At 72.1% G+C, this 20,556-nt stretch carries 19 protein-coding genes; 18 read left to right on the top strand and 1 reads right to left on the bottom strand.

The window, feature by feature from the left end:
• Positions 1 to 9: 9 nt before the first annotated feature.
• The 5 genes from aroC (at position 10) to nusB (ending at position 4,077) form a co-directional block, all read left to right on the top strand.
• Positions 10 to 1,203, top strand: coding sequence for a chorismate synthase (gene aroC / locus ABD883_RS11370; protein WP_345032179.1), 1,194 nt, complete (start codon positions 10 to 12; stop codon positions 1,201 to 1,203).
• Positions 1,200 to 1,889, top strand: coding sequence for a shikimate kinase (locus tag ABD883_RS11365; protein ID WP_247424924.1), 690 nt, complete (start codon positions 1,200 to 1,202; stop codon positions 1,887 to 1,889). Before aroC ends, ABD883_RS11365 begins: the two co-directional genes overlap by 4 nt.
• A complete protein-coding gene (gene aroB / locus ABD883_RS11360) occupies positions 1,886 to 2,992 on the top strand; it encodes a 3-dehydroquinate synthase (protein WP_137319823.1) in 1,107 nt (368 codons plus the stop codon). Before ABD883_RS11365 ends, aroB begins: the two co-directional genes overlap by 4 nt.
• Before the next feature lie 117 nt (positions 2,993 to 3,109).
• Positions 3,110 to 3,673, top strand: a complete 564-nt coding sequence (gene efp, locus ABD883_RS11355) for an elongation factor P (RefSeq protein WP_137319822.1) — start codon at positions 3,110 to 3,112, stop codon at positions 3,671 to 3,673.
• Positions 3,670 to 4,077 (top strand): transcription antitermination factor NusB, encoded by a 408-nt coding sequence (gene nusB, locus ABD883_RS11350; protein WP_137319821.1) that lies wholly within the window; start codon positions 3,670 to 3,672, stop codon positions 4,075 to 4,077. The genes efp and nusB overlap by 4 nt, the downstream gene beginning before the upstream one ends.
• Here the strand turns inward: nusB and ABD883_RS11345 are convergent.
• Entirely contained in the window at positions 4,058 to 5,065 is a 1,008-nt protein-coding gene (locus ABD883_RS11345; RefSeq protein ID WP_345032173.1) for an alpha/beta fold hydrolase, read from the bottom strand. The two genes, nusB and ABD883_RS11345, sit on opposite strands and share 20 nt — an antisense overlap.
• Before the next feature lie 155 nt (positions 5,066 to 5,220).
• On the opposite strand from ABD883_RS11345, the gene pyrR reads away from it, so the two are divergent.
• The 13 genes from pyrR to ABD883_RS11280 are packed head-to-tail and all read left to right on the top strand — an operon-like array spanning position 5,221 to position 19,869.
• A complete protein-coding gene (gene pyrR / locus ABD883_RS11340; protein WP_137319819.1) occupies positions 5,221 to 5,772 on the top strand; it encodes a bifunctional pyr operon transcriptional regulator/uracil phosphoribosyltransferase PyrR in 552 nt (183 codons plus the stop codon).
• Positions 5,772 to 6,752 carry an aspartate carbamoyltransferase catalytic subunit gene (locus ABD883_RS11335; RefSeq protein ID WP_247424916.1) on the top strand — a complete coding sequence of 327 codons (981 nt, stop codon included), beginning with the start codon at positions 5,772 to 5,774 and terminating at the stop codon, positions 6,750 to 6,752. The genes pyrR and ABD883_RS11335 overlap by 1 nt, the downstream gene beginning before the upstream one ends.
• Positions 6,749 to 8,056, top strand: coding sequence for a dihydroorotase (locus ABD883_RS11330; protein ID WP_265809704.1), 1,308 nt, complete (start codon positions 6,749 to 6,751; stop codon positions 8,054 to 8,056). The genes ABD883_RS11335 and ABD883_RS11330 overlap by 4 nt, the downstream gene beginning before the upstream one ends.
• A complete protein-coding gene (locus ABD883_RS11325) occupies positions 8,044 to 8,541 on the top strand; it encodes a PH-like domain-containing protein (protein ID WP_247424912.1) in 498 nt (165 codons plus the stop codon). The genes ABD883_RS11330 and ABD883_RS11325 overlap by 13 nt, the downstream gene beginning before the upstream one ends.
• The gene (carA, locus tag ABD883_RS11320; protein WP_137319815.1) at positions 8,538 to 9,692 is read left to right on the top strand and encodes a glutamine-hydrolyzing carbamoyl-phosphate synthase small subunit; all 1,155 of its coding nucleotides are present in this window, start codon (positions 8,538 to 8,540) and stop codon (positions 9,690 to 9,692) included. The genes ABD883_RS11325 and carA overlap by 4 nt, the downstream gene beginning before the upstream one ends.
• 12 nt (positions 9,693 to 9,704) lie before the next feature.
• A complete protein-coding gene (gene carB, locus ABD883_RS11315; RefSeq protein ID WP_345032168.1) occupies positions 9,705 to 12,977 on the top strand; it encodes a carbamoyl-phosphate synthase large subunit in 3,273 nt (1,090 codons plus the stop codon).
• Entirely contained in the window at positions 12,974 to 13,867 is an 894-nt protein-coding gene (gene pyrF, locus ABD883_RS11310) for an orotidine-5'-phosphate decarboxylase (RefSeq protein ID WP_137319813.1), read from the top strand. The genes carB and pyrF overlap by 4 nt, the downstream gene beginning before the upstream one ends.
• A gap of 45 nt (positions 13,868 to 13,912) precedes the next feature.
• Complete coding sequence (gene mihF, locus ABD883_RS11305) at positions 13,913 to 14,230, top strand: integration host factor, actinobacterial type (RefSeq protein ID WP_137319812.1); 318 nt, start codon at positions 13,913 to 13,915, stop codon at positions 14,228 to 14,230.
• Positions 14,227 to 14,838, top strand: a complete 612-nt coding sequence (gmk, locus tag ABD883_RS11300; protein WP_137319811.1) for a guanylate kinase — start codon at positions 14,227 to 14,229, stop codon at positions 14,836 to 14,838. The genes mihF and gmk overlap by 4 nt, the downstream gene beginning before the upstream one ends.
• Entirely contained in the window at positions 14,839 to 15,156 is a 318-nt protein-coding gene (rpoZ, locus tag ABD883_RS11295; protein WP_247424901.1) for a DNA-directed RNA polymerase subunit omega, read from the top strand.
• The gene (coaBC, locus tag ABD883_RS11290) at positions 15,153 to 16,421 is read left to right on the top strand and encodes a bifunctional phosphopantothenoylcysteine decarboxylase/phosphopantothenate--cysteine ligase CoaBC (RefSeq protein WP_345032162.1); all 1,269 of its coding nucleotides are present in this window, start codon (positions 15,153 to 15,155) and stop codon (positions 16,419 to 16,421) included. Before rpoZ ends, coaBC begins: the two co-directional genes overlap by 4 nt.
• 9 nt (positions 16,422 to 16,430) lie before the next feature.
• Positions 16,431 to 17,633 (top strand): methionine adenosyltransferase, encoded by a 1,203-nt coding sequence (gene metK / locus ABD883_RS11285; protein ID WP_137319808.1) that lies wholly within the window; start codon positions 16,431 to 16,433, stop codon positions 17,631 to 17,633.
• 7 nt (positions 17,634 to 17,640) lie between these two features.
• Positions 17,641 to 19,869 (top strand): primosomal protein N' family DNA-binding protein, encoded by a 2,229-nt coding sequence (locus ABD883_RS11280; RefSeq protein WP_345032159.1) that lies wholly within the window; start codon positions 17,641 to 17,643, stop codon positions 19,867 to 19,869.
• Positions 19,870 to 20,556 lie beyond the last annotated feature (687 nt).

Genomic DNA, 20,556 nt, shown 5'->3' with positions numbered 1-20,556 from the left:
CTCGGGAGAATGTTGAGATGGCTTACAGCAGGCGAGTCCCACGGCGAGGCCCTCGTCGGCATCCTCGAGGGACTGCCCTCCCACGTCCCCGTCACCCGTGACGACATCGCCGCCGCTCTCGCGCGCCGCCGGCTCGGCTACGGCCGCGGTGCCCGGATGAAGTTCGAGGCCGACGAGGTGCGGCTGCTCGGCGGCGTGCGCCACGGTCAGTCGCTCGGCTCGCCCATCGCGATCGAGGTCGGCAACACCGAATGGCCCAAGTGGGAGACGGTGATGAGCGCGGACCCGGTGCCGCCGGAGGTGCTCGCCGAGCAGGCGCGCAACGCCCCGCTCACCCGCCCCCGGCCCGGCCACGCCGACCTCGTCGGGATGCAGAAGTACGACTGGGACGAGGCGCGGCCGATCCTCGAGCGCGCCTCCGCCCGGGAGACCGCGATGCGGGTCGCGCTCGGCGCCGTCGCCGCGAACTTCCTCCGCGAGCTCGGCATCGGGCTCGTGTCCCACACCGTCGCGATCGGCCCGGTCACCGGCACCGGCGAGGAGCCGCTGCCCACGGCCGCCGACGTCTCCGCGCTCGACGCCGACCCGCTGCGCTGCTTCGACCCGGAGCTGTCGGCCCGGATGGTCGCCGAGGTCGACGACGCGAAGAAGTCCGGGGACACCCTCGGCGGCGTCGTCGAGGTCCTCGTCGAGAACGTGCCGCCGGGCCTCGGCTCCCACGTCCACTGGGACCGTCGGCTCGACGGCCGCCTCGCCGCCGCGCTCATGGGCATCCAGGCGATCAAGGGCGTCGAGGTCGGCGACGGCTTCCGGACCGCGGCCCGCCGGGGCTCCGCGGCCCACGACGAGATCGTCCGCGCCGACGCCGCAGTGACCCGGGCGACGAACCGGGCCGGCGGCACTGAGGGCGGGATGTCCACCGGTGAGCCGCTGCGCGTGCGCGCGGCGATGAAGCCCATCGCCACCGTCCCGCGCGCGCTCGCGACGATCGACGTGAGCACCGGGGAGCCCGCCAAGGCCCACCACCAGCGCTCCGACGTGTGCGCGGTCCCGGCCGCCGGGGTCGTCGCCGAGGCGATGGTCGCGCTCGTCGTCGCTGAGGCCGCGATCGAGAAGTTCGGCGGCGACTCCGTGGCGGAGACGCGGCGCAATCTCCAGTCCTACCTCGAGGCGATCCCGGCGGCGCTGCGCTCCGGCCGATGACCGCCTCCGAGCAGCCGCTGCCGCGACCGGTCCCGCCCCTGCGCCCGGTCCCGGCCGCGGAGTCCCGGATCGCGCTCGTCGGACCCCCGGCGGCGGGGAAGTCGACGATCGGGCGGCTGCTCGGCGACCGCCTCGGGCTGCCGATGACGGACACCGACGCGGAGATCACCTCCCGCCACGGGCCGATCCCGGAGATCTTCGCCGAACGCGGCGAGGCGCGCTTCCGGGAGATCGAGCGCGAAGTCGTCCGCCGCTGCCTGCGCCGCCTCCTCGACCGCCCCGGGGTGGTGTCGCTCGGCGGCGGGGCGATCCTCAACCCCGGCACCCGTGCCCAGCTCCTCCACCCGGCCATCCGGGTGGTGAGCATCGAGATCGACACCGCGACCGCCGCCGCCCGCCTCCACGGCTCCCAGCGTCCGCTGCTCGCCGGCGACGAGGATCCCGTGCGACGCTGGGAGGCCCTGCTCGCCGAGCGCGCCCCGCTCTACCGCGGCGTCGCGACGCTCACCGTGTCGGCGACGAGCGGCCCCCCGTCGACCGTCGTCAACCGGATCGTCGACCTCCTCACCGGGCTCGAGCGCGCCGAGGAGTACGCCCGGTTCGCCGCCGCCCACCCCGAAGCCGACCCCCCGCCCTGTGCCGGGGACGGGCCCGCGCCCCCACCGAACGAAAGCAGGAGACCATGACCCCCACCACCCGCATCGACGTGAGCGCCGGAGGGGACTACCCGGTGCTCGTGGGCTCCGGCCTGCTCGGGCACCTCCCCGAGCTCATCGGCCCGCGCGCCGCGAAAGTGCTCGTCGTCCACCCGCGCGCGCTGCGCACCACCGGTGAGGCCGTGCGCGAGGACCTCGCCGCCGCCGGCTACGAGGCGGTGTCCGCGGAGATCCCCGACGCCGAGGAGGCAAAGCACGTCCAGGTCGCCGCATTCTGCTGGCAGATCCTCGGGCGCAGCGACTTCACCCGCTCCGATGCGATCGTCGGCGTGGGCGGGGGAGCGGTCACCGATCTCGCCGGCTTCGTCGCCGCGACCTGGCTGCGCGGCATCCGCTTCGTCACCATCCCCACCACGGTGCTCGGCATGGTCGATGCCGCGATCGGCGGCAAGACCGGGATCAACACCGCCGAGGGCAAGAACCTCGTCGGCGCCTTCCACGCCCCGGCCGGCGTCCTCGTCGACACCGACACGCTCGCCACGCTGCCGGACAACGAGCTGTTCACCGGCCTCGCGGAAGCCGTCAAATGCGGATTCATCGCCGACGAGCGGATCCTCGAGCTCATCGAGGGCACCGCGCGGGAGGCGCTGGCCGACCACTCCTCCCCGGTGCTGCGGGAGATCGTCGAGCGCTCGATCCGCGTCAAGGCCGAGGTGGTGAGCGAGGATTTCGGCGAGTCCGGGCGCCGCGAGATCCTCAACTACGGGCACACCCTCGGCCACGCGATCGAGCTCACCGAGCGCTACCAGTGGCGTCACGGCGCGGCCGTCGCCGCGGGCATGATGTTCGCCGCCGAACTCTCCGCGCTGACGAAGAACCTCCCGGAGGTCGTCGTCGACCGGCACCGCTCCGTGCTCGAGCACCTCGGGCTGCCGGTGGGCTACCGCGGCGACAAGTGGCCGCAGCTGCTCGACGCGATGCGGCGGGACAAGAAGGCGCGCGGCTCGCTCATGCGGTTCATCGTGCTCGAGGCGATCGGCCGCCCCACGGTCCTCGAAGGACCCGACACGAGTCTCCTCCACACCGCCTACCAGGAGATCGGTGTCGAGGCCCCGACCCGCACCCTGCTGTGAGGCACGGGCGCGGGCGCGCGGCCGGGATCCGGCGCACGCCGGCGGCCCGGCTTGCTAGAATCTGTCCCCGGTGCGTCGGACCGGCGCTCGCACACTCCCAACGGCGAAGGAAACCACGTGGCAACGACCAACGACCTCAAGAACGGCATGGTGCTGTCCATCGACAGCCAGCTGTGGCAGGTGCTCGAGTTCCAGCACGTCAAGCCGGGCAAGGGCCCCGCGTTCGTGCGGACGAAGATGAAGAACGTGCTCAGCGGCAAGATCATCGACAAGACCTTCAACGCCGGCACCAAGGTGGAGACCGCGACCGTCGACCGCCGCGACATGGAGTACCTCTACCACGACGGCACGGACTACGTGTTCATGGACGCCAAGGACTACGACCAGGTGTCGATCGGTCCCGAGCTCGTCGGCGACGCCGCGAACTTCATGCTCGAGAACCAGAAGCTGCAGATCGCCTTCCACGAGGGCACCCCGCTCTACGTCGAGCTGCCCGCGAGCGTCGAGCTCACCATCACCCACACCGAGCCCGGACTCCAGGGCGACCGCTCGACCGGCGGCTCGAAGCCCGCGACGCTCGAGACCGGCTACGAGATCCAGGTGCCGCTGTTCCTCGAGGAGGGCGTCAAGGTCAAGGTCGACACCCGGTCCGGCGACTACCTCGGTCGCGTCAAGGAGTGAGCGCCCGCACGCGCGCCCGGCGGCGTGCCCTCGAGCTGCTCTTCGAGGCCGAGCAGCGTGCGCTGCCCGAGGCCGAGGTGGTGCGCCTGCGCTCCGGCGACCCCGAGTACCCGATGAAGCCCTACGCCGTCGAGATCGTCGACGGCGTGGTGGCGCACCGGGAGCAGATCGACGAGCTCGTGCAGACCTATGCGCGCGGCTGGTCGCTCGAGCGGATGCCTGCCGTCGACCGGGCGCTGCTGCGGATCGCGGTGTGGGAGATGCTGTTCAACGACGAGGTCGACGACCCCGTGGCGATCTCCGAGGTCGTCGACCTCGCCCGGAAGTTCTCCACCGACGAGTCGCCGAAGTTCATCAACGGCGTGCTCGACCGGATCCGCTCGGTCAAGCCGACCCTCGACTGAGCCAGCCGCGCAGCGCGGCGACGAGCGCCTCCGGCTGCTCCTGCGCCACCCAGTGCCCGGCGTCGACGATCTCCTCGGTGAGGTCGTCGCACGCCGCGCGCATGGGATCGGCCGCCGTCGTCGTGAGCGTGGCGCACACCGCGTCCCAGCGCGCGTGGACGAAGAGCGCCGGCACGGCGATCCGCCCGCCGGTCACCGCGCGGGCAGCATAGGCGTCGTTCTCCCGGTTGTTGCGGTACCAGGAGTTTGCCGCGGCGAAGCCCGTGCGCTCGAGATCGGCGACGAGGGCCGCGAAGGCCGCGTCGTCGAGCACCCGCGGGTCCGGGTCGTGGCGCGGCGGTCCGTCGGGGAACCAGCCGCCGCGGGCGCGCACGCTCGCATTCGGCGCCGGCCGCTCGAGTGCCCGCGGGCTGCCCGCGCGCATGATCGAGGCGAGCAGCCCGGGGACGTCCGCGTCGAACTCCGCGGCGAGCCGCTCGGGCATCCGGGCGTGGGCCACGAGGTAGTCCCACTGGCCCAGCGGGTAGTCCTCGACCGGGTAGAGGCGGCGGTCGACGTGATCGGCGAGCGAGGTGCCCGGCGGCGTGTGCGGCACGCACACCCCGACCACACCGGCGAGCCGGTCCGGATGGTGGGTGGCGAGGTTCCACGCCACCGGTGCCCCGTAGTCGTGGCCGACGACGGTGGCCGTCCCCGGTGCCGCGCCCAGGTGATCGAGGAGCTCGATCATGTCCGCGACCCCCTCCTCGATCGAGTAGTCGCTCGGATCCGGGTGCACCGTCGAGGCCCCGTAGCCGCGCATGTCCGGGGCGATCACCCGGTAGCCGGCCGCGGCGAGCGGCTCCATCACGCCGGCCCAGCTGCGGGCGTGCTCGGGCCAGCCGTGGACGAGCAGGAGCACCGGGTCGTCCGGGTCGCCGGCGGCGAGGTACGCGCTCGAGTGCCGCTGCGTCGTGTGCCTGCCGGTGCTGATCCCGGGTGCGTCCATCGTGAGCTCCTTCGCCGTCGGATCTGCCCAGCCTACGTCACGTGACCTGCGTCGCACCGGGTCCGCGCGCAGTCGGCGGGGGCGAGCGAGTATGCTGGTGCGAGGACCGTACCGCTCCTTTAACCACCGTCCCGTGAGGCGGAGAAGGGGAACCTGTGAAGAACCGCACCGTCCTCGACGCAGCGGAGATCTCGCGGGCGATATCGCGCATCGCCCACGAGGTCCTCGAGAGCAACAAGGGTGCTGACGACCTCGTCGTCCTCGGCATCCCGTCCCGCGGCGTCCCGCTCGCCGTCCGGCTGGCGGAGAAGATCGCCGCGATCGAACCCGGCACCGATGCCGCCGCGATCACCGGCAGCCTCGACATCACGATGTACCGCGACGATCTGCGCACGCGCCGTCTCCGCTCGCCCGCCCCCACCCGCATCCCGGCCGCCGGGGTCGACGGCCGCACCGTCGTCCTCGTCGACGACGTGCTGTTCTCCGGGCGCACCATCCGGGCGGCGCTCGACGCGCTCGCCGACCTCGGTCGCCCGTCCGCGGTGCGGCTCGCGGTCCTCGTCGATCGCGGCCACCGGAGCCTCCCGATCCGTGCCGACCACGTCGGCAAGAACCTCCCGACCGCCGTCGACGAGCGCGTGTCGGTGAGCGTGGCGGAGATCGACGGCGAGGACGCGGTCACCATCTCCTCGGCAGAGGAGGAGTGATGCGCCACCTGCTGTCCACCGCCGACCTCGCCCACGACGACGCCGTCGACCTCCTCGACGTCGCCGAGGAGATGACCCAGGTCGCCGAGCGCGAGGTCAAGAAGATCCCCGTGCTGCGCGGCCGCACCGTCGTCAACCTCTTCTTCGAGGACTCGACCCGCACCCGGCTGTCCTTCGAGGCCGCCGCCAAGCGCCTGTCCGCCGACGTCATCAACTTCTCCGCCAAGGGCTCGAGCGTGTCCAAGGGCGAGAGCCTGCAGGACACCATCCAGACGCTGTCGGCGATGGGCGCCGATGCCGTCGTCGTGCGCCACGGCGGCTCCGGCACCCCGCAGCGGATGGCGACCTCCGGCTGGATCGACGTGCCGATCCTCAACGCGGGCGACGGCACCCACGAGCACCCCACCCAGGCGCTCCTCGACGCCTTCACCCTGCGCCGCGTGCTCGCCGGGGCCCCGGCCTCCGGGCCCGCCGAGGGCGCCCGCGGACGCGACCTGTCCGGGGCCACCGTCGCGATCGTCGGCGATGTCCTCCACTCCCGCGTCGCCCGCTCGAACGTCCACCTGCTCACCGCGCTCGGCGCCCGCGTCGTGCTCGTCGGCCCGCCCACCCTCATGCCGTGGGGCGTCGACGCGTGGCCGGCCGAGGTGTTCTACGACCTCGACGAGGCGCTCGCCGCCCACAGCTTCGACGCGGTGATGATGCTCCGTGTCCAGCTCGAGCGGATGCACCAGTCCTTCTTCCCCAACCCGCGGGAGTACACGCGCCTGTGGGGGCTCACCGAGCAGCGCTGGCGCGCCCTGCCCGAGCACACCGCGATCATGCACCCGGGACCGATGAACCGGGGGTTCGAGATCAGCGCCGCCGCCGCGGACTCCCCGCGCGCCGTCATCCTCGACCAGGTCGAGAACGGCGTCGCCGTGCGCATGGCGGCCCTCTACAGACTCCTCATCGGCACCGATTCGGAAGGACGACCGTGACCTCGTATCTCATCCAGGGGGCGTCGGTGCTCGGCGCCGGCCCGCGCGACCTCGCGATCTCCGGCGGCCGCTTCGTCGACGCGCTCAGCGACCCCGACGTCGTCATCGACGCCCGCGGCCTCGTCGCGCTGCCCGGCCTCGTCGACCTCCACACCCATCTGCGCGAGCCCGGCCGGGAGGACGCCGAGACCGTGCTCACCGGCTCTCAGTCCGCGGCCCGCGGCGGCTACACCGCCGTCCACGCGATGGCGAACACCGCCCCGGTCGCCGACACCGCCGGCGTCGTCGAACAGGTGTGGAACCTCGGCCGCGAGGCCGGCTGGACGGAGGTCGTGCCGATCGGCGCCGTCACCACCGGCCAGCAGGGCACCCAGCTCGCCGAGCTCGGAGCGATGGCCCGCAGCGCGGCCGGGGTGCGGATCTTCTCCGACGACGGCCTGTGCGTCGCCGACCCGCTGCTCATGCGCCGGGCGCTCGAGTACGTCAAGACCTTCGACGGGATCATCGCCCAGCACTCGCAGGAGCCCCGGCTCACTGAGGGCGCGCAGATGAATGAGGGCGCGGTGTCCGCCGAGCTCGGGCTGCCCGGCTGGCCGGCCGTCGCCGAGGAGGCGATCATCGCCCGCGACATCCTGCTGGCCGAGCACGTCGGCTCCCGCCTCCACGTGTGCCACCTGTCGACCGCCGGCAGCGTCGAGCTCGTGCGCTGGGCCAAGTCCCGCGGCGTGCGCGTCACCGCCGAGGTCACCCCGCACCACCTCATGCTCACCGACGAGCTCGTGCGCACCTACGACCCGCTCTACAAGGTCAACCCGCCGCTGCGCACGCAGGCCGACGTCGACGCCGTGCGGGCCGGGCTCGCCGACGGCACCATCGACGTCGTCGGCACCGACCACGCCCCCCACACCTCCGAGCACAAGTGCTGCGAGTGGACGGCGGCCGCGATGGGCATGGTGGGGATGGAGACCGCGCTCGCGATCGTCGTCGAGGCGATGCGCGACTTCGACTTCGACTTCGCCGACGTGGCCCGCGTGATGAGCACCCGCCCGGCGGAGATCTCCGGACTGCCCGAACAGGGCCGGATCGAGACCGGGCGCGGGGCGAACCTCGTGCTCGTCGACCCGGAGGCGGAGGTCCGCATCGACCCCGCCGAGCACGCCACGATGGGCCGCAACAACCCGTTCACCGGCTTCACCGTCTCGACCCGGATCGTCGACACCTTCCTCTACGGGCACCGAGTCGTGGCCGGCTCCGCGCTCGCCGACCCGCACCCGATCGCACGAGGTGGAACATGGATCGCCTGATCCCCGCCCTCATCGTCGTCGCCGTCGTCATCGTCCTGTTCGCCCTCGTGTGGTGGGGCTGGCGCTCCCGGCAGCGCTTCCAGTCGGCACAGTTCCCCGCCCCGCCGCGACCGGTCGAGGGGATGCCGGTGCGCACCGAACCGGTCGCCGGGATGTACGTCGCGACCACCCTGTCCGAGCAGCCGCTCGAACGGGTCGCCGCCCACGACCTCGGCCTGCGCACCTCGGCGTTCCTGTCCGTGGCCGACGACGGGGTCATCATCGACCGCGACGGCGTGGACGACCTCCTCATCCCCGCCGCCGCGATCACCGGCATCACCACCGCGAGCGGGATGATCGGGAAGTTCGTCGAGAAGGACGGGCTCATCGTCATCACCTGGCGCCTCGGCGACACACCGGTGGACACCGGGTTCCGCACCCGCACCGCCGCCGACCGCACCCCCACCATCGACCACATCCGCCAGCTCATCGGGGAGAATTCGTGAACCTGCTGTCCACCACACCCGCCGTCCTCGTGCTCGAGGACGGCCGCACCCTGACCGGCCGGGCCTACGGCGCGGAGGGTGAGACGATCGGCGAGGCGGTGTTCGTCACCGGCATGACCGGGTACCAGGAGACGCTCACGGACCCGTCCTACCACCGGCAGATCGTCGTGCAGACGGCACCGCACATCGGCAACACCGGCGTCAACGATGCCGACGACGAGTCGCTGCGCTGCTGGGTCGCCGGGTACGTCGTGCGCGATGCCTCGCGGATCTCCTCGAACTGGCGTGCCACCGAGGACCTCGAGGCGCGGCTGGCCCGGCTCGGGATCGTCGGCATCTCCGGCGTCGACACCCGTGCGCTCACTCTCCACCTGCGCGAGCGCGGCGCGATGCGGATGGGCATCTTCTCCGGGGAGGCCGCCTCCCGCCCGGTGTCCGAGCTGCTCGCCGCCGTGACCGACGCCCCTCGCATGAGCGGCTCCGAGCTCGCCTCCGAGGTGTCCCGGGACGACGAGCTCGTCGTCCCGGCGGAGGGGGAGAAGCGGTTCACCGTCGTCGCCTACGACCTCGGCATCAAGTCCGAGACCCCTGCGCAGCTCGCCGCCCGCGGCATCGAGGTGCACGTCGTGCCCGCGACCACCCCGTACGAGCGGATCGCGGAGCTCGGCGCCGACGGCGTGTTCTTCTCCAACGGGCCCGGGGACCCGGCGACCGCCGACCACCAGGTCGCGGTGCTGCGCCGGCTGCTCGCCGAGCGCGTCCCGGTGTTCGGGATCTGCTTCGGCAACCAGCTGCTCGGCCGCGCGCTCGGCTTCGACACCTACAAGCTCAAGTTCGGCCACCGCGGCATGAACCAGCCGGTCCTCGACCGCGCCTCCGGCCGGGTGGAGATCACCGCCCAGAACCACGGCTTCGCCGTCGACGCCCCGCTCGACGGCCCCGTCGACGCCCCGGCGGACGCCGCCTTCGGCCGGGTCGAGGTCAGCCACGTGTGCCTCAACGACGACGTCGTCGAGGGCCTGCGCTGCCTCGACGCCCCGGCGTTCTCGGTGCAGTTCCACCCGGAGTCCGCCGCCGGCCCCCACGACTCCCGCGGCCTGTTCGACCGCTTCGTCGACCTCATGACCGAGTCCCGCGCAGCCGCGCTCTAAGGAGAACCCGAAGTGCCCATCAGAGAAGACCTGTCGTCCGTTCTCGTCATCGGCTCCGGCCCCATCGTCATCGGCCAGGCCTGCGAGTTCGACTACTCCGGCACCCAGGCCTGCCGTGTGCTCAAGCAGGAGGGCCTGCGAGTCATCCTCGTCAACTCCAACCCGGCGACGATCATGACCGACCCGGAGATCGCGGACGCCACCTACGTCGAGCCGATCGATCCCGGCGTCATCGAGACGATCATCGCCAAGGAGAAGCCGGACGCGATCCTCCCCACCCTCGGCGGGCAGACCGCGCTCAACGCCGCGATCAATCTCCACGAGGCCGGGATCCTCGAGAAGTACGACGTCGAGCTCATCGGCGCCGACGTCGCCGCGATCCAGCGCGGCGAGGACCGGCAGCAGTTCAAGGAGGTCGTCGAGCGCTGCGGCGCGGAGGTCGCGCGCTCGATCATCGCCCACTCGATGGACGACTGCCTCGCCGCCGCCGAGCAGCTCGGCTACCCGATGGTCGTGCGCCCGTCCTTCACCATGGGCGGGCTCGGCTCCGGCATGGCCTACGACGAGACCGACCTGCGCCGCATCGCCGGCGACGGGCTGAGCGACTCGCTCACCCACGAAGTGCTCCTCGAGGAGAGCATCCTCGGCTGGAAGGAGTACGAGCTCGAGCTCATGCGCGACCGCAACGACAACGTCGTGGTCATCTGCTCGATCGAGAACGTCGACCCCGTCGGCGTGCACACCGGCGACTCGATCACCGTGGCGCCGGCGATGACGCTCACCGACGTCGAGTACCAGAAGATGCGCGACATCGGCATCGACGTCATCCGCGAGGTCGGAGTCGACACCGGCGGCTGCAATATCCAGTACGCCGTCGACCCCGACACCGGACGCATCGTCGTCATCGAGATGAACCCGCGCGTGTCGCGCTCCTCCGCGCTCGCCTCGAAGGCCACCGGCTTCCCGATCGCCAAGATCGCCGCGAAGCTCGCGGTGGGCTACACGCTCGACGAGATCCCCAACGACATCACCGAGGTCACCCCGGCGTGCTTCGAGCCGGCCCTCGACTACGTCGTCGTCAAGATCCCGCGCTTCGCGTTCGAGAAGTTCCCCGCCGCGGACCCCACGCTCACCACGACGATGAAGTCCGTCGGGGAGGCGATGGCGCTCGGCCGGAACTTCACCACCGCGCTGCAGAAGGCGATGCGCTCCCTCGAGCAGAAGGGCTCCGCCTTCGAGTTCGCGGAGCGGTTCGACCTCGCGGATCCGGACGTCCGCACCGAGGTCCGCGCCGCGCTCGGCCACCCCACCGCGGATCGCCTCGCGACGGTGCAGCGGGCGCTCAACTCCGGGATGAGCGTCGCCGAGGTGCACGAGGCGTGCGACATCGACCCGTGGTTCCTCGACCAGATCGCCCTCATCAACGAGGTCGCGGCCGCCGTCGCCGGTGCCCCCGAGCTCACCGCGGAGGTGCTCCGGCTCGCCAAGGACCACGGCTTCTCCGACGTCCAGATCGGCCTCCTGCGCCACCTCGACGAGCAGGTCGTCACCGGTCTGCGGCACGCGCTCGGCCTGCGCCCGGTGTTCAAGACCGTCGACACCTGCGCCGGCGAGTTCGCCGCCCGCACCCCGTACCACTACTCGAGCTACGACCTCGAGACCGAGGTGTCCTCCCGCGAGCGCGAGGCCGTGATCATCCTCGGCTCCGGGCCGAACAGGATCGGGCAGGGCATCGAGTTCGACTACTCGTGCGTCCACGCCACGATGGCGCTGTCCGAGGCCGGCTACGAGACGATCATGGTCAACTGCAACCCGGAGACCGTGTCGACCGACTACGACACCGCCGACCGCCTCTACTTCGAGCCGCTGACCTTCGAGGACGTCATGGAGGTCTACCACGCCGAGCTCGCCGCCGGGCCCGTCGCCGGCGTCGTGTGCACGCTCGGCGGGCAGACCCCGCTCGGCCTCGCCGACCGCCTCAAGGAGGCCGGGGTGCCGGTGCTCGGCACCCAGCCCGAGGCGATCGACCTCGCCGAGGACCGCGGCGAGTTCGGCCGGGTGCTCGCCGCCGCCGGGCTCACCGCGCCCAAGCACGGGACCGCGACGACGAACGAGGAGGCGCAGCGGATCGCCACGGAGATCGGCTACCCCGTGCTCGTCCGCCCCTCCTACGTGCTTGGCGGGCGCGGCATGCAGATCGTCTACGACACCGACCAGCTGTTCGACTACATGGCCACCGCGACCGAGGTGTCCGCCGACCGCCCGGTGCTCGTCGACCGCTTCCTCGAGGACGCCGTGGAGATCGACGTCGACGCGCTGTTCGACGGCGAGGAGGTCTACGTCGGCGGGATCATGGAGCACATCGAGGAGGCCGGGATCCACTCCGGTGATTCCGCCTGTGTGCTGCCCTCGATCACGCTCGGCGAGAACGTCCTCGAGCGGGTCCGTGAGGCGACCGCCGCGATCGCCCGCGGCACCGGGGTGCGCGGACTGCTCAACATCCAGTTCGCGATCGCCGCCGACGTCCTCTACGTCATCGAGGCCAACCCGCGCGCCTCGCGCACGGTGCCCTTCGTGTCGAAGGCGACGGGCCACCCGCTCGCCAAGGCGGCCGCGCTCATCGCGGTCGGCCGGAGCATCGAGAGCCTGCGCGGCGGGGTGCTCGCCGCTGCCGGCGACGGCTCCCGGCTCGACCTCGATCACCCGATCGCGGTCAAGGAGGCGGTGCTCCCGTTCCGCCGCTTCCGTACCGTCGACGGCGCGATCGTCGACTCGATCCTCGGCCCCGAGATGCGCTCGACCGGCGAGGTCATGGGCATCGACCGCACCTTCCCCGTCGCCTTCGCCAAGGCGGAGCTCGCCGCCGACGCCGGCCTGCCCACCTCGGGCACGGTGTTCGTGTCCGTGGCCGACCGGGAGAAGCGCTCGATCGTGCTGCCGGTCAAGCAGCTCGTCGACCTCGGCTTCACCGTCGTGGCGACCGGCGGGACCGCCGCGGTTCTCGCCCGCTACGGCATCACCGCGACCCGGCTGCCGAAGTTCTTCGAGGCCGCAGACGGGGAGCGGACGATCCTCGATGACATCGCCGACCGGCGGATCGACCTCGTCGTCAACGTCCCCTCCGGCCGGCAGGAGCGCGCCGACGGCTACGAGATCCGCGCCGCGGCCGTATCCGCCTCGATCCCGCTCATCACGACGATCGCGGAGTTCACCGCCGCGGTCACCGCGATCGAGTCGGTGCAGCAGCAGAAGTTCGACGTCCGCTCCCTGCAGGACTGGGCATGAACGAGCGGAAGCCGGGGGAGCCGGTCACCGCGGAGCCGGGCACGCGGGACTTCGGGCGCGCGTGGCCTGCGGCCGTGCGCACCTCGGCCCTGTGCGTGGGCATCGACCCGCACGCCGGGCTGCTCGCCGACTGGGGTCTGCCGGACACCGCGGACGGCGCCCGCACCTTCTCGCTCGCCGTCATCGAGGCCGCCGCCGGTCGAGTGGGCCTCGTCAAGCCGCAGTCGGCGTTCTACGAGCGCTTCGGCTCCGCCGGTGTGGCCGTCCTCGAGGAGGTGCTCGCCGCCGCGCGCGCCGCGGACCTCCTCAGCGTGCTCGACATCAAGCGCGGGGACATCGGCTCGACGATGGCCGGCTACGCCCAGGCGTACATGGACCCGGCCTCGCCGCTGTGCGCGGACGCCGTGACGCTCTCGCCCTACCTCGGCTTCGGCTCGCTCGCCCCCGCGCTCGACGCGGCCCGGGAGTGCGGGACCGGGGTGTTCGTCCTCGCGCTCACCTCGAACCCCGACGGGCCGCAGGTCCAGCACGCTCTCACCCCGGCCGGTCGGCCGGTCGCTGCGGAGGTCATCGCCGGCGTGGAGGAGTTCAACGCCGAGGTCGGATCACCGCGGGCCGGCGTGGTCATCGGCGCCACGATCGGGGGCGCGATGCCGGCCCTTGGGATCGACCCCGCACAGCTCACCTGCCCGGTGCTCGCGCCCGGCTTCGGGGCGCAGGGCGGGACACCGGACGATCTTGCGGCGGTGTTCGGCGACTCCTTCACCGCCGGCCGGGTGCTCGTCAGCGCCTCGCGCTCGGTGCTCGCCGCCGGACCGGACCGGGCGGGCCTGTCTGGAGCGATGGACGAGATCACCCATGTGCTCCGGCAGCGGATGCGTCTAGACTGAGGAGACCTTCCCCTGCAAGGAACATTCTCTTGACGAGGAGTAGACGTGGCACTCGAACCATTGACGCCGGAGCAGCGGGCGGCCGCCCTGGACAAGGCGTTCAAGGCGCGGCAGGCGCGCGCGGAGGTCAAGACCGAGCTCAAGGCGGGGCGGACGACGCTGTCCGCCGTGCTCGACCGGGCCGGATCCGATGAGGCGCTGAGCAAGATGAAGGTCCACGACCTGCTCCGCTCGCTGCCCGGCGTCGGCGACCGGCGCGCGAGCGCCCTGATGGAGGAGATCGGCATCGCCGCCTCCCGCCGTCTCAAGGGCCTCGGGGTCCACCAGCGCGCCGCGCTGCTCGCGAAGTTCGGAGCTTCGTGAACACTCTCACCGTTCTCGCCGGGCCGACCGCGGTCGGCAAGGGCACCGTCAGCGCGTACATCCGCGAGCACTTCCCACAGGTCTGGTTCTCCGTCTCGGCGACCACCCGGCCCGCCCGTCCGGGCGAGGTCGACGGGGTGCACTACCTCTTCCGGACGGAGGAGGAGTTCGACGCGATGATCGCTGCCGGGGAGCTCCTCGAGTACGCGACCGTGCACGGCCGCTACCGCTACGGCACACCGGCCGGGCCGGTCCGGGAAGCACTCGAGAGCGGGCACGCCCCGCTGCTCGAGATCGACCTGCAGGGGGCCCGCCAGGTCAAGGAGGCGCTGCCCGAGGCGCGGTTCGTGTTCCTCGCCCCGCCGAGCTGGTCGGAGCTCGTGCGCCGGCTCATCGGCCGCGGCACCGAGACCCCGGAGGAGCAGGCGCGTCGGCTCGAGACCGCGAAGGCCGAGCTCGCCGCCGAATCGGAGTTCGACCACACGGTGGTCAACCACGATGTTCGTGCTGCCGCGCAGGACCTAGTAGGATTGATGGGGCTGTCGGTCGACAGCCCCGCCGACGGTTCCGCCGAACCGGTCGGCAGCCCCGAGTCAAATGGAGTCTGAGTGTCCGGAGAACCCGAAGGTATCACCAACCCGCCGATCGACGATCTGCTGGCGGTGACCGATTCGAAGTACGAACTCGTCATCGAGGCCTCGCGCCGCGCCCGGCAGATCAACGCGTACTACGCGCAGCTCCAGGAGGGCCTGCTCGAGAACGTCGGCCCGCTGGTGACCCCCGAGCCCAACGAGAAGCCCCTGTCGATCGCGCTGCGTGAGATCAACGAGGGCAAGATCCTCATCCGTGAGCCCCGCGAGTCCGACTTCGCCCCGCCGGTCGTCGAGGACTTCAGCATGCCGGTCGAGGAGCTCCCCGAGCAGTGAGGATCGTCCTCGGCGTCGCCGGCGGCATCGCGGCCTACAAGGCCTGCCATGTCGTGCGCGAGCTCAGGGAGCGCGGTCATACGGTGCGGGTCGTCCCCACCCGGGCCGCGCTCGAGTTCGTCGGCGCCGCCACCTGGGAGGCCCTGAGCGGGCAGCCCGTGGCGACAGACGTGTTCACCCGCGTCGACGAGGTCGAGCACGTGCGCATCGGCCAGGACGCCGAGCTCGTCGTCATCGCCCCGGCGACCGCGGACCTGCTCGCCCGGCTGCGGGCCGGAATCGCCGACGACCTCCTCACCGCCACCGTCCTCACCACCACCGCGCCCGTCGTCGCGGCCCCGGCGATGCACACCGAGATGTGGCAGAACCCGGCGACCGTCGACAACGTCTCCACCCTGCGTTCCCGCGGGATGCACGTCATCGACCCCGCGAGCGGCCGCCTCACCGGCGCCGACTCCGGCCCCGGGCGCCTGCCCGAGCCCGGCGACATCGTCGCCGCTGCGCTGGCGATCCATGCTGAGAGCACCTCGGTCAAGGAGAGCACCGCGGTAGAGGGCGCCTCGGGCGAGGAGTCCGGCACCCCGCTCGCCGGCCGGAGCGTGCTCGTCACCGCCGGTGGCACCCGGGAACCGCTCGACCCCGTCCGCTTCCTCGGCAACCGGTCCTCGGGCAAGCAGGGCGCGGCGCTCGCCGCCGCCGCGGCCCGGTCCGGCGCCCGCGTGCGCCTCATCGCGGCCAACGTCGCCGCCGAGGTGATCGCCGAGCTTCCCGGAACCGTGACCGTCGAGCACGTCGAGACCACCGCGGAGCTCCAGGCCGCGGCCGAGGCCGCCCAGCCGGACTCCGACGTCGTCATCATGTGCGCCGCCGTGTCCGACTACCGGCCGGCCGAGGTCGCCGCGCACAAGATGAAGAAGGAAGGCGACGCCGGCCTGCGGCTCGAGCTCGTGCAGAACCCCGACATCCTCGCCGGCCTCGTGCGGACCCGCGCCCCCGGCCAGCTCATCGTCGGCTTCGCCGCGGAGACCGGGTCCCCGGACGCCGGGATCGAGCAGCTCGCCCGCGCCAAGCTGCTCCGCAAGGGCTGCGACCTGCTCGTCCTCAACGACGTGTCCGCCGGGCAGGCCTTCGGCACCGAGTCGAACTCGGTGATCCTCTACGCCCGCAGCGGCGACACGGTCACCGAGGTGGCCCGCGCCTCGGGCACCAAGGCCGAGGTGTCGCAGAAGGTCATCTCCGGACTCGTGTCCGTCCTCGATCGCTAGGATGGGGGCGTGACTTCTTCAGCGCTGCGCCAATTCACGTCCGAATCCGTGACCGAGGGCCATCCCGACAAGATCTGCGACCAGATCAGCGATGCCGTCCTCGACTCCCTCCTGTCCCAGGACCCGCACGCCCGGGTGGCCGTCGAGACCCTCGTCACCACGGGCCTCGTCCACGTCGCCGGCGAGGTGACGACGAGCGGCTACGCCGACGTCGCGAACCTCGTGCGCGAGGTCATCACCGGGATCGGCTACGACTCCTCGGACAAGGGCTTCGACGGGCACTCGTGCGGTGTGTCGGTGTCGATCGGCTCGCAGTCGGCCGACATCAGCTCCGGAGTGACGACCTCGCTCGAGCACCGCAGCGGCACCCACGACCTCGAGGACGAGGGCTCGGCGCTCGGCGCGGGCGACCAGGGACTGATGTTCGGCTATGCCGACAACTCCACCGACGTCCTCATGCCGCTGCCCATCCACCTCGCCCACCGGCTCTCGGAGCGCCTCACCACGGTCCGGAAGTCCGGTGAGCTCGACTACCTGCGCCCCGACGGCAAGACGCAGGTGACGATCGGCTACGACGGCGACACGCCGGTGAGCATCGAGGCGATCGTCGTCTCCACCCAGCACGATGCCGCCGTGGGCGCCCACCAGCTCGAAACCGACATCCGCCGCACGGTCGTCGACCCGGTGCTCGCCGAGCGCGGTCTCGACACCTCCGGCACCGAATACTTCATCAACCCCGCCGGACCCTTCGTCGTGGGCGGGCCGATGGGCGACGCCGGTCTCACCGGACGCAAGATCATCGTCGACACCTACGGCGGCTTCTCCCGCCACGGCGGCGGCGCCTTCTCCGGCAAGGACCCCTCGAAGGTCGACCGCTCGGGCGCCTACGCGATGCGCTGGGTGGCGAAGAACGTCGTCGCGGCCGGCCTCGCCGACCGCGCCGAGGTCCAGGTCGCCTACGCGATCGGCTCCTCCCGGCCGGTGGGCCTCTACGTCGAGACCTTCGGCACGGAGACCGTGGACCCGGAGAAGATCGCCGCAGCGATCCGCAGCGTGTTCGACCTCCGTCCCGCGAAGATCATCGAGGCGCTCGACCTGCGGCGCCCGATCTACTCCGCGACCTCGACCTACGGCCACTTCGGCCGGACCGAGGACACCTTCACGTGGGAGAGGACCGACCGCGCCGAGGCGCTGCGCCGCGAGGTGAGCTGATCCCCCGATGAGCGGCGATCCGCGCGACGCGGCCCCGGGACTCTTCGAGGCGCCGACCGGCTCAGCCCTCGCACCGGTGCCCGAGGGCGACGGGCTCGGGGGAGTCCTGCGGGTGCGCGGCGGCATCACCCCGGCCGACGGCCTGCCCGTCGCCGCCGTCCTCGTCGAGACCCAGCTGCCGCACCTCGCCCGGCCCTTCGACTACGCGGTGCCCGCGAAGCTCGACGCGACCGCGCAGCCCGGCGTGCGGGTGCGGGTGCGCTTCGCCGGGCGGCTGACCTCGGGCTTCATCCTCGAACGGCGTGAGGTCACCGAGCACGTCGGCGAGCTCGCCGCGCTCGAACGCGTGACCTCCCCGCTGCCCGTCCTCACCCCGTCTCTGCTGACGCTGTGCCGGGCGATCGCGGACCGGTACGCCGGGACGCTGCCCGATGTGCTGCGGCTCGCGATCCCGCCGCGCCACGCCCGTGCAGAGAAGCGCGCGCTCGGCCGGCCCGAGCGCCTGCTCTCGGAGCCCGCGCTCGTCCAGGTGGCCGGGGAGGTCACCCCGCGCGCCGACGAGCCGCCGGCCTTCCACGACTACCTCGCCGCGCTCGAATCCTGGGCCGCGGAGCCGGGCCCGGAGGATGACGCGGGTACGGATGGTGATGCGGGTGCGGATAGTGGCCCGGGTACTGATGGTGACGCGGATCCTGGTGCCGGGGTCGATCGAGGTGCCGGTTCCGGGGTTGACCGAGGTGCCGGTGCGGGATCTGTGCGCGGGCCGCGCGCCGCCTGCGCCGTGCTGCCCGGCAACGATCCCGGCACCGGATGGATCCACCTCGGCCTGCGGGCCGCCGCTCCCGTCCTCGCCGCAGGGCGCAGCGTGCTGTGGCTCGTGCCCGACCACCGGGAGCTCGCCGCGCTCGAGGCGCGCCTCGGCGACCTCGCCCCGGTCACGGTCCGGCTCTCGGCGGACCAGGGTCAGGAGGAGCGCTGGGACGCGTGGGTGTCCGCACTCACCGGGCGCGCGCGCCTCGTCATCGGCACCCGGGCCGCGGCCTTCGCGCCGCTGCCGGACCCGGGACTCGTCATCTGCTTCGACGACGCCGACGGCTCCTACCTCGAGCAGCGCGCGCCCTACCCGCACGCCCGTGAGGTGCTCCTCACCCGGGTGCAGCTCGAGGGGTCCGCGCTGCTGCTCCTCGACTACGGGCGGAGCGTGGAGACACAGCACCTCGTCGACTCCGGCTGGGTGGGGGACATCGTGGCCCCGCGCGAGCTCCGTCGGCAGGCGGCTCCGCTCGTGTTCGTGCCCGACCCCGACGGCGACCCGGGCTCCGCCGGCCGCCTCCCGCCTCGTGCCTTCGAGCTCGTCCGCGATGCGCTCGGCCGCTCGCGCCGGGCGCCGTCGGCGCCGGGTGCGGTGCTCGTCCAGGTGCCGCGTGCGGGATATCTGCCGGTCATCGCGTGCGCCCGCTGTCGGACGGTGACCCGCTGTCCGCAGTGCGAGTCGAAGCTCACCGCCGCCTCGATCCTGGGCCCCTTCGCGTGCCGGCGATGCGGGTACCGGGCCGATTCGGTGACGTGCCGGGAGTGCTCCGCGACCGCCGTGCGCTCGGTGGTGAGCGGGCTCGACAAGGTGTACGAGGAGCTCGGAAGGGCGTTCCCGGGCGCACTCATCGTCCGGTCCGGCGGTGACCGGGTGCTCGGCGCGGTGGATCCGGAGCCGAGCATCGTCGTCGCGACGACCGGTGCGGAGCCCTATGTCGAAGGCGGGTACGCCTCGGCGCTGCTGCTCGACACGCTGTGGCCGGGGCCGGGGCTCCGTTCGACGGAGCAGGCGATCGCGCGTCGCCTGCGCGGTGCCTCGCTCGTGCGATCGCACTCCGCGGGTGGCCGGGTGCTGCTGCTCGACGAGGACGAGGCGGTGCAGCGTGTGGTGAGCCGGTTCGAGCCCATCCCGTGGGCGGCGGAGCAGTCCGCGGACCGGGCCGCGCTCGGGCTGCCGCCGGCGGCGCGGACGGTGACGATCAGCGGCGGGCGCGAGGCCGTGGGAGAGGTCATCGCGGTGCTGCGGGAGACCGCCGAGGTGCGCGAGCTCATCGCGGAGGACGAGCCGTACTCGGTCGTCGTGGGCTTCACGATCGCCGACGGCCGCGCAGTGACGACGCGCCTCGCCGCAGAGGTCGCATCGCGGTCGATGCGCGGAGCCGACATCGTCGCGGTCCGCGTCGACGACCCCGACGCGCTGTAGGCGCGGGGCGGGCGCGCTGGGTCCGAGGCGCGGCGGCTTGAGGCGCGGCGGCTCGAGTCGCCGGTTCGAGCTGCCAGTTCGAACTGCCACCTTGAGGCGCCCGCTCGAGTCGCCATCTTCGAGCGTCACCGTGAGGCGCTGTCTTGAGTCACCGGGTGGGGAGACTGACTGAATGCGCCTGCCGGTGCCTGTGCCGCTCGGCGGTCTCGGCCGGGTGACGAGTCGGGGAACCGTGAGGCCCGGGAACCATGCGCCGGACCGAGGTGTCCTCAGGTCGGGGGAGTCGTCCGGGGCTGTGTCATGGAGCCGACCGGAGATATTGCCCGCAGTTGCTCGCGGTTTCGGGAAGCCGGGGAGTCGCGTACGTTCTCTGGATATCTCCAGTCATGGGGCTCGCGCGCTGGGTCGGGCTGTCGTGGTGCCGGGGGCGCCGTGAACCGGGCAGAGCTGTCCTCGTATCGGGGGAGTCGTCCGGGGCTGTGTCATGGAGCCGATCCGTGCGGTCGGATCCGGCAGGGTCCATCTGTGGCTGTCGGATTGCTCGCCTCGCAATCTGACCCTTCATTTCTAGCGGCGTCCCTGCGCAGAGTGGAATGGGTTTCCACAATCGATGGTGCAGACGAAAGAATATTCAGATCAATATCGAACACCCTGTGGATAACACGGTTTTTCGGTGCTTTACGCGCA

This window comes from Brevibacterium pityocampae (assembly GCF_039541555.1).
Classification (GTDB): domain Bacteria; phylum Actinomycetota; class Actinomycetes; order Actinomycetales; family Brevibacteriaceae; genus Brevibacterium; species Brevibacterium pityocampae.
Note: the sequence above shows the minus strand (reverse complement) of the source record. Positions and strands in the feature narration are given on the sequence as shown.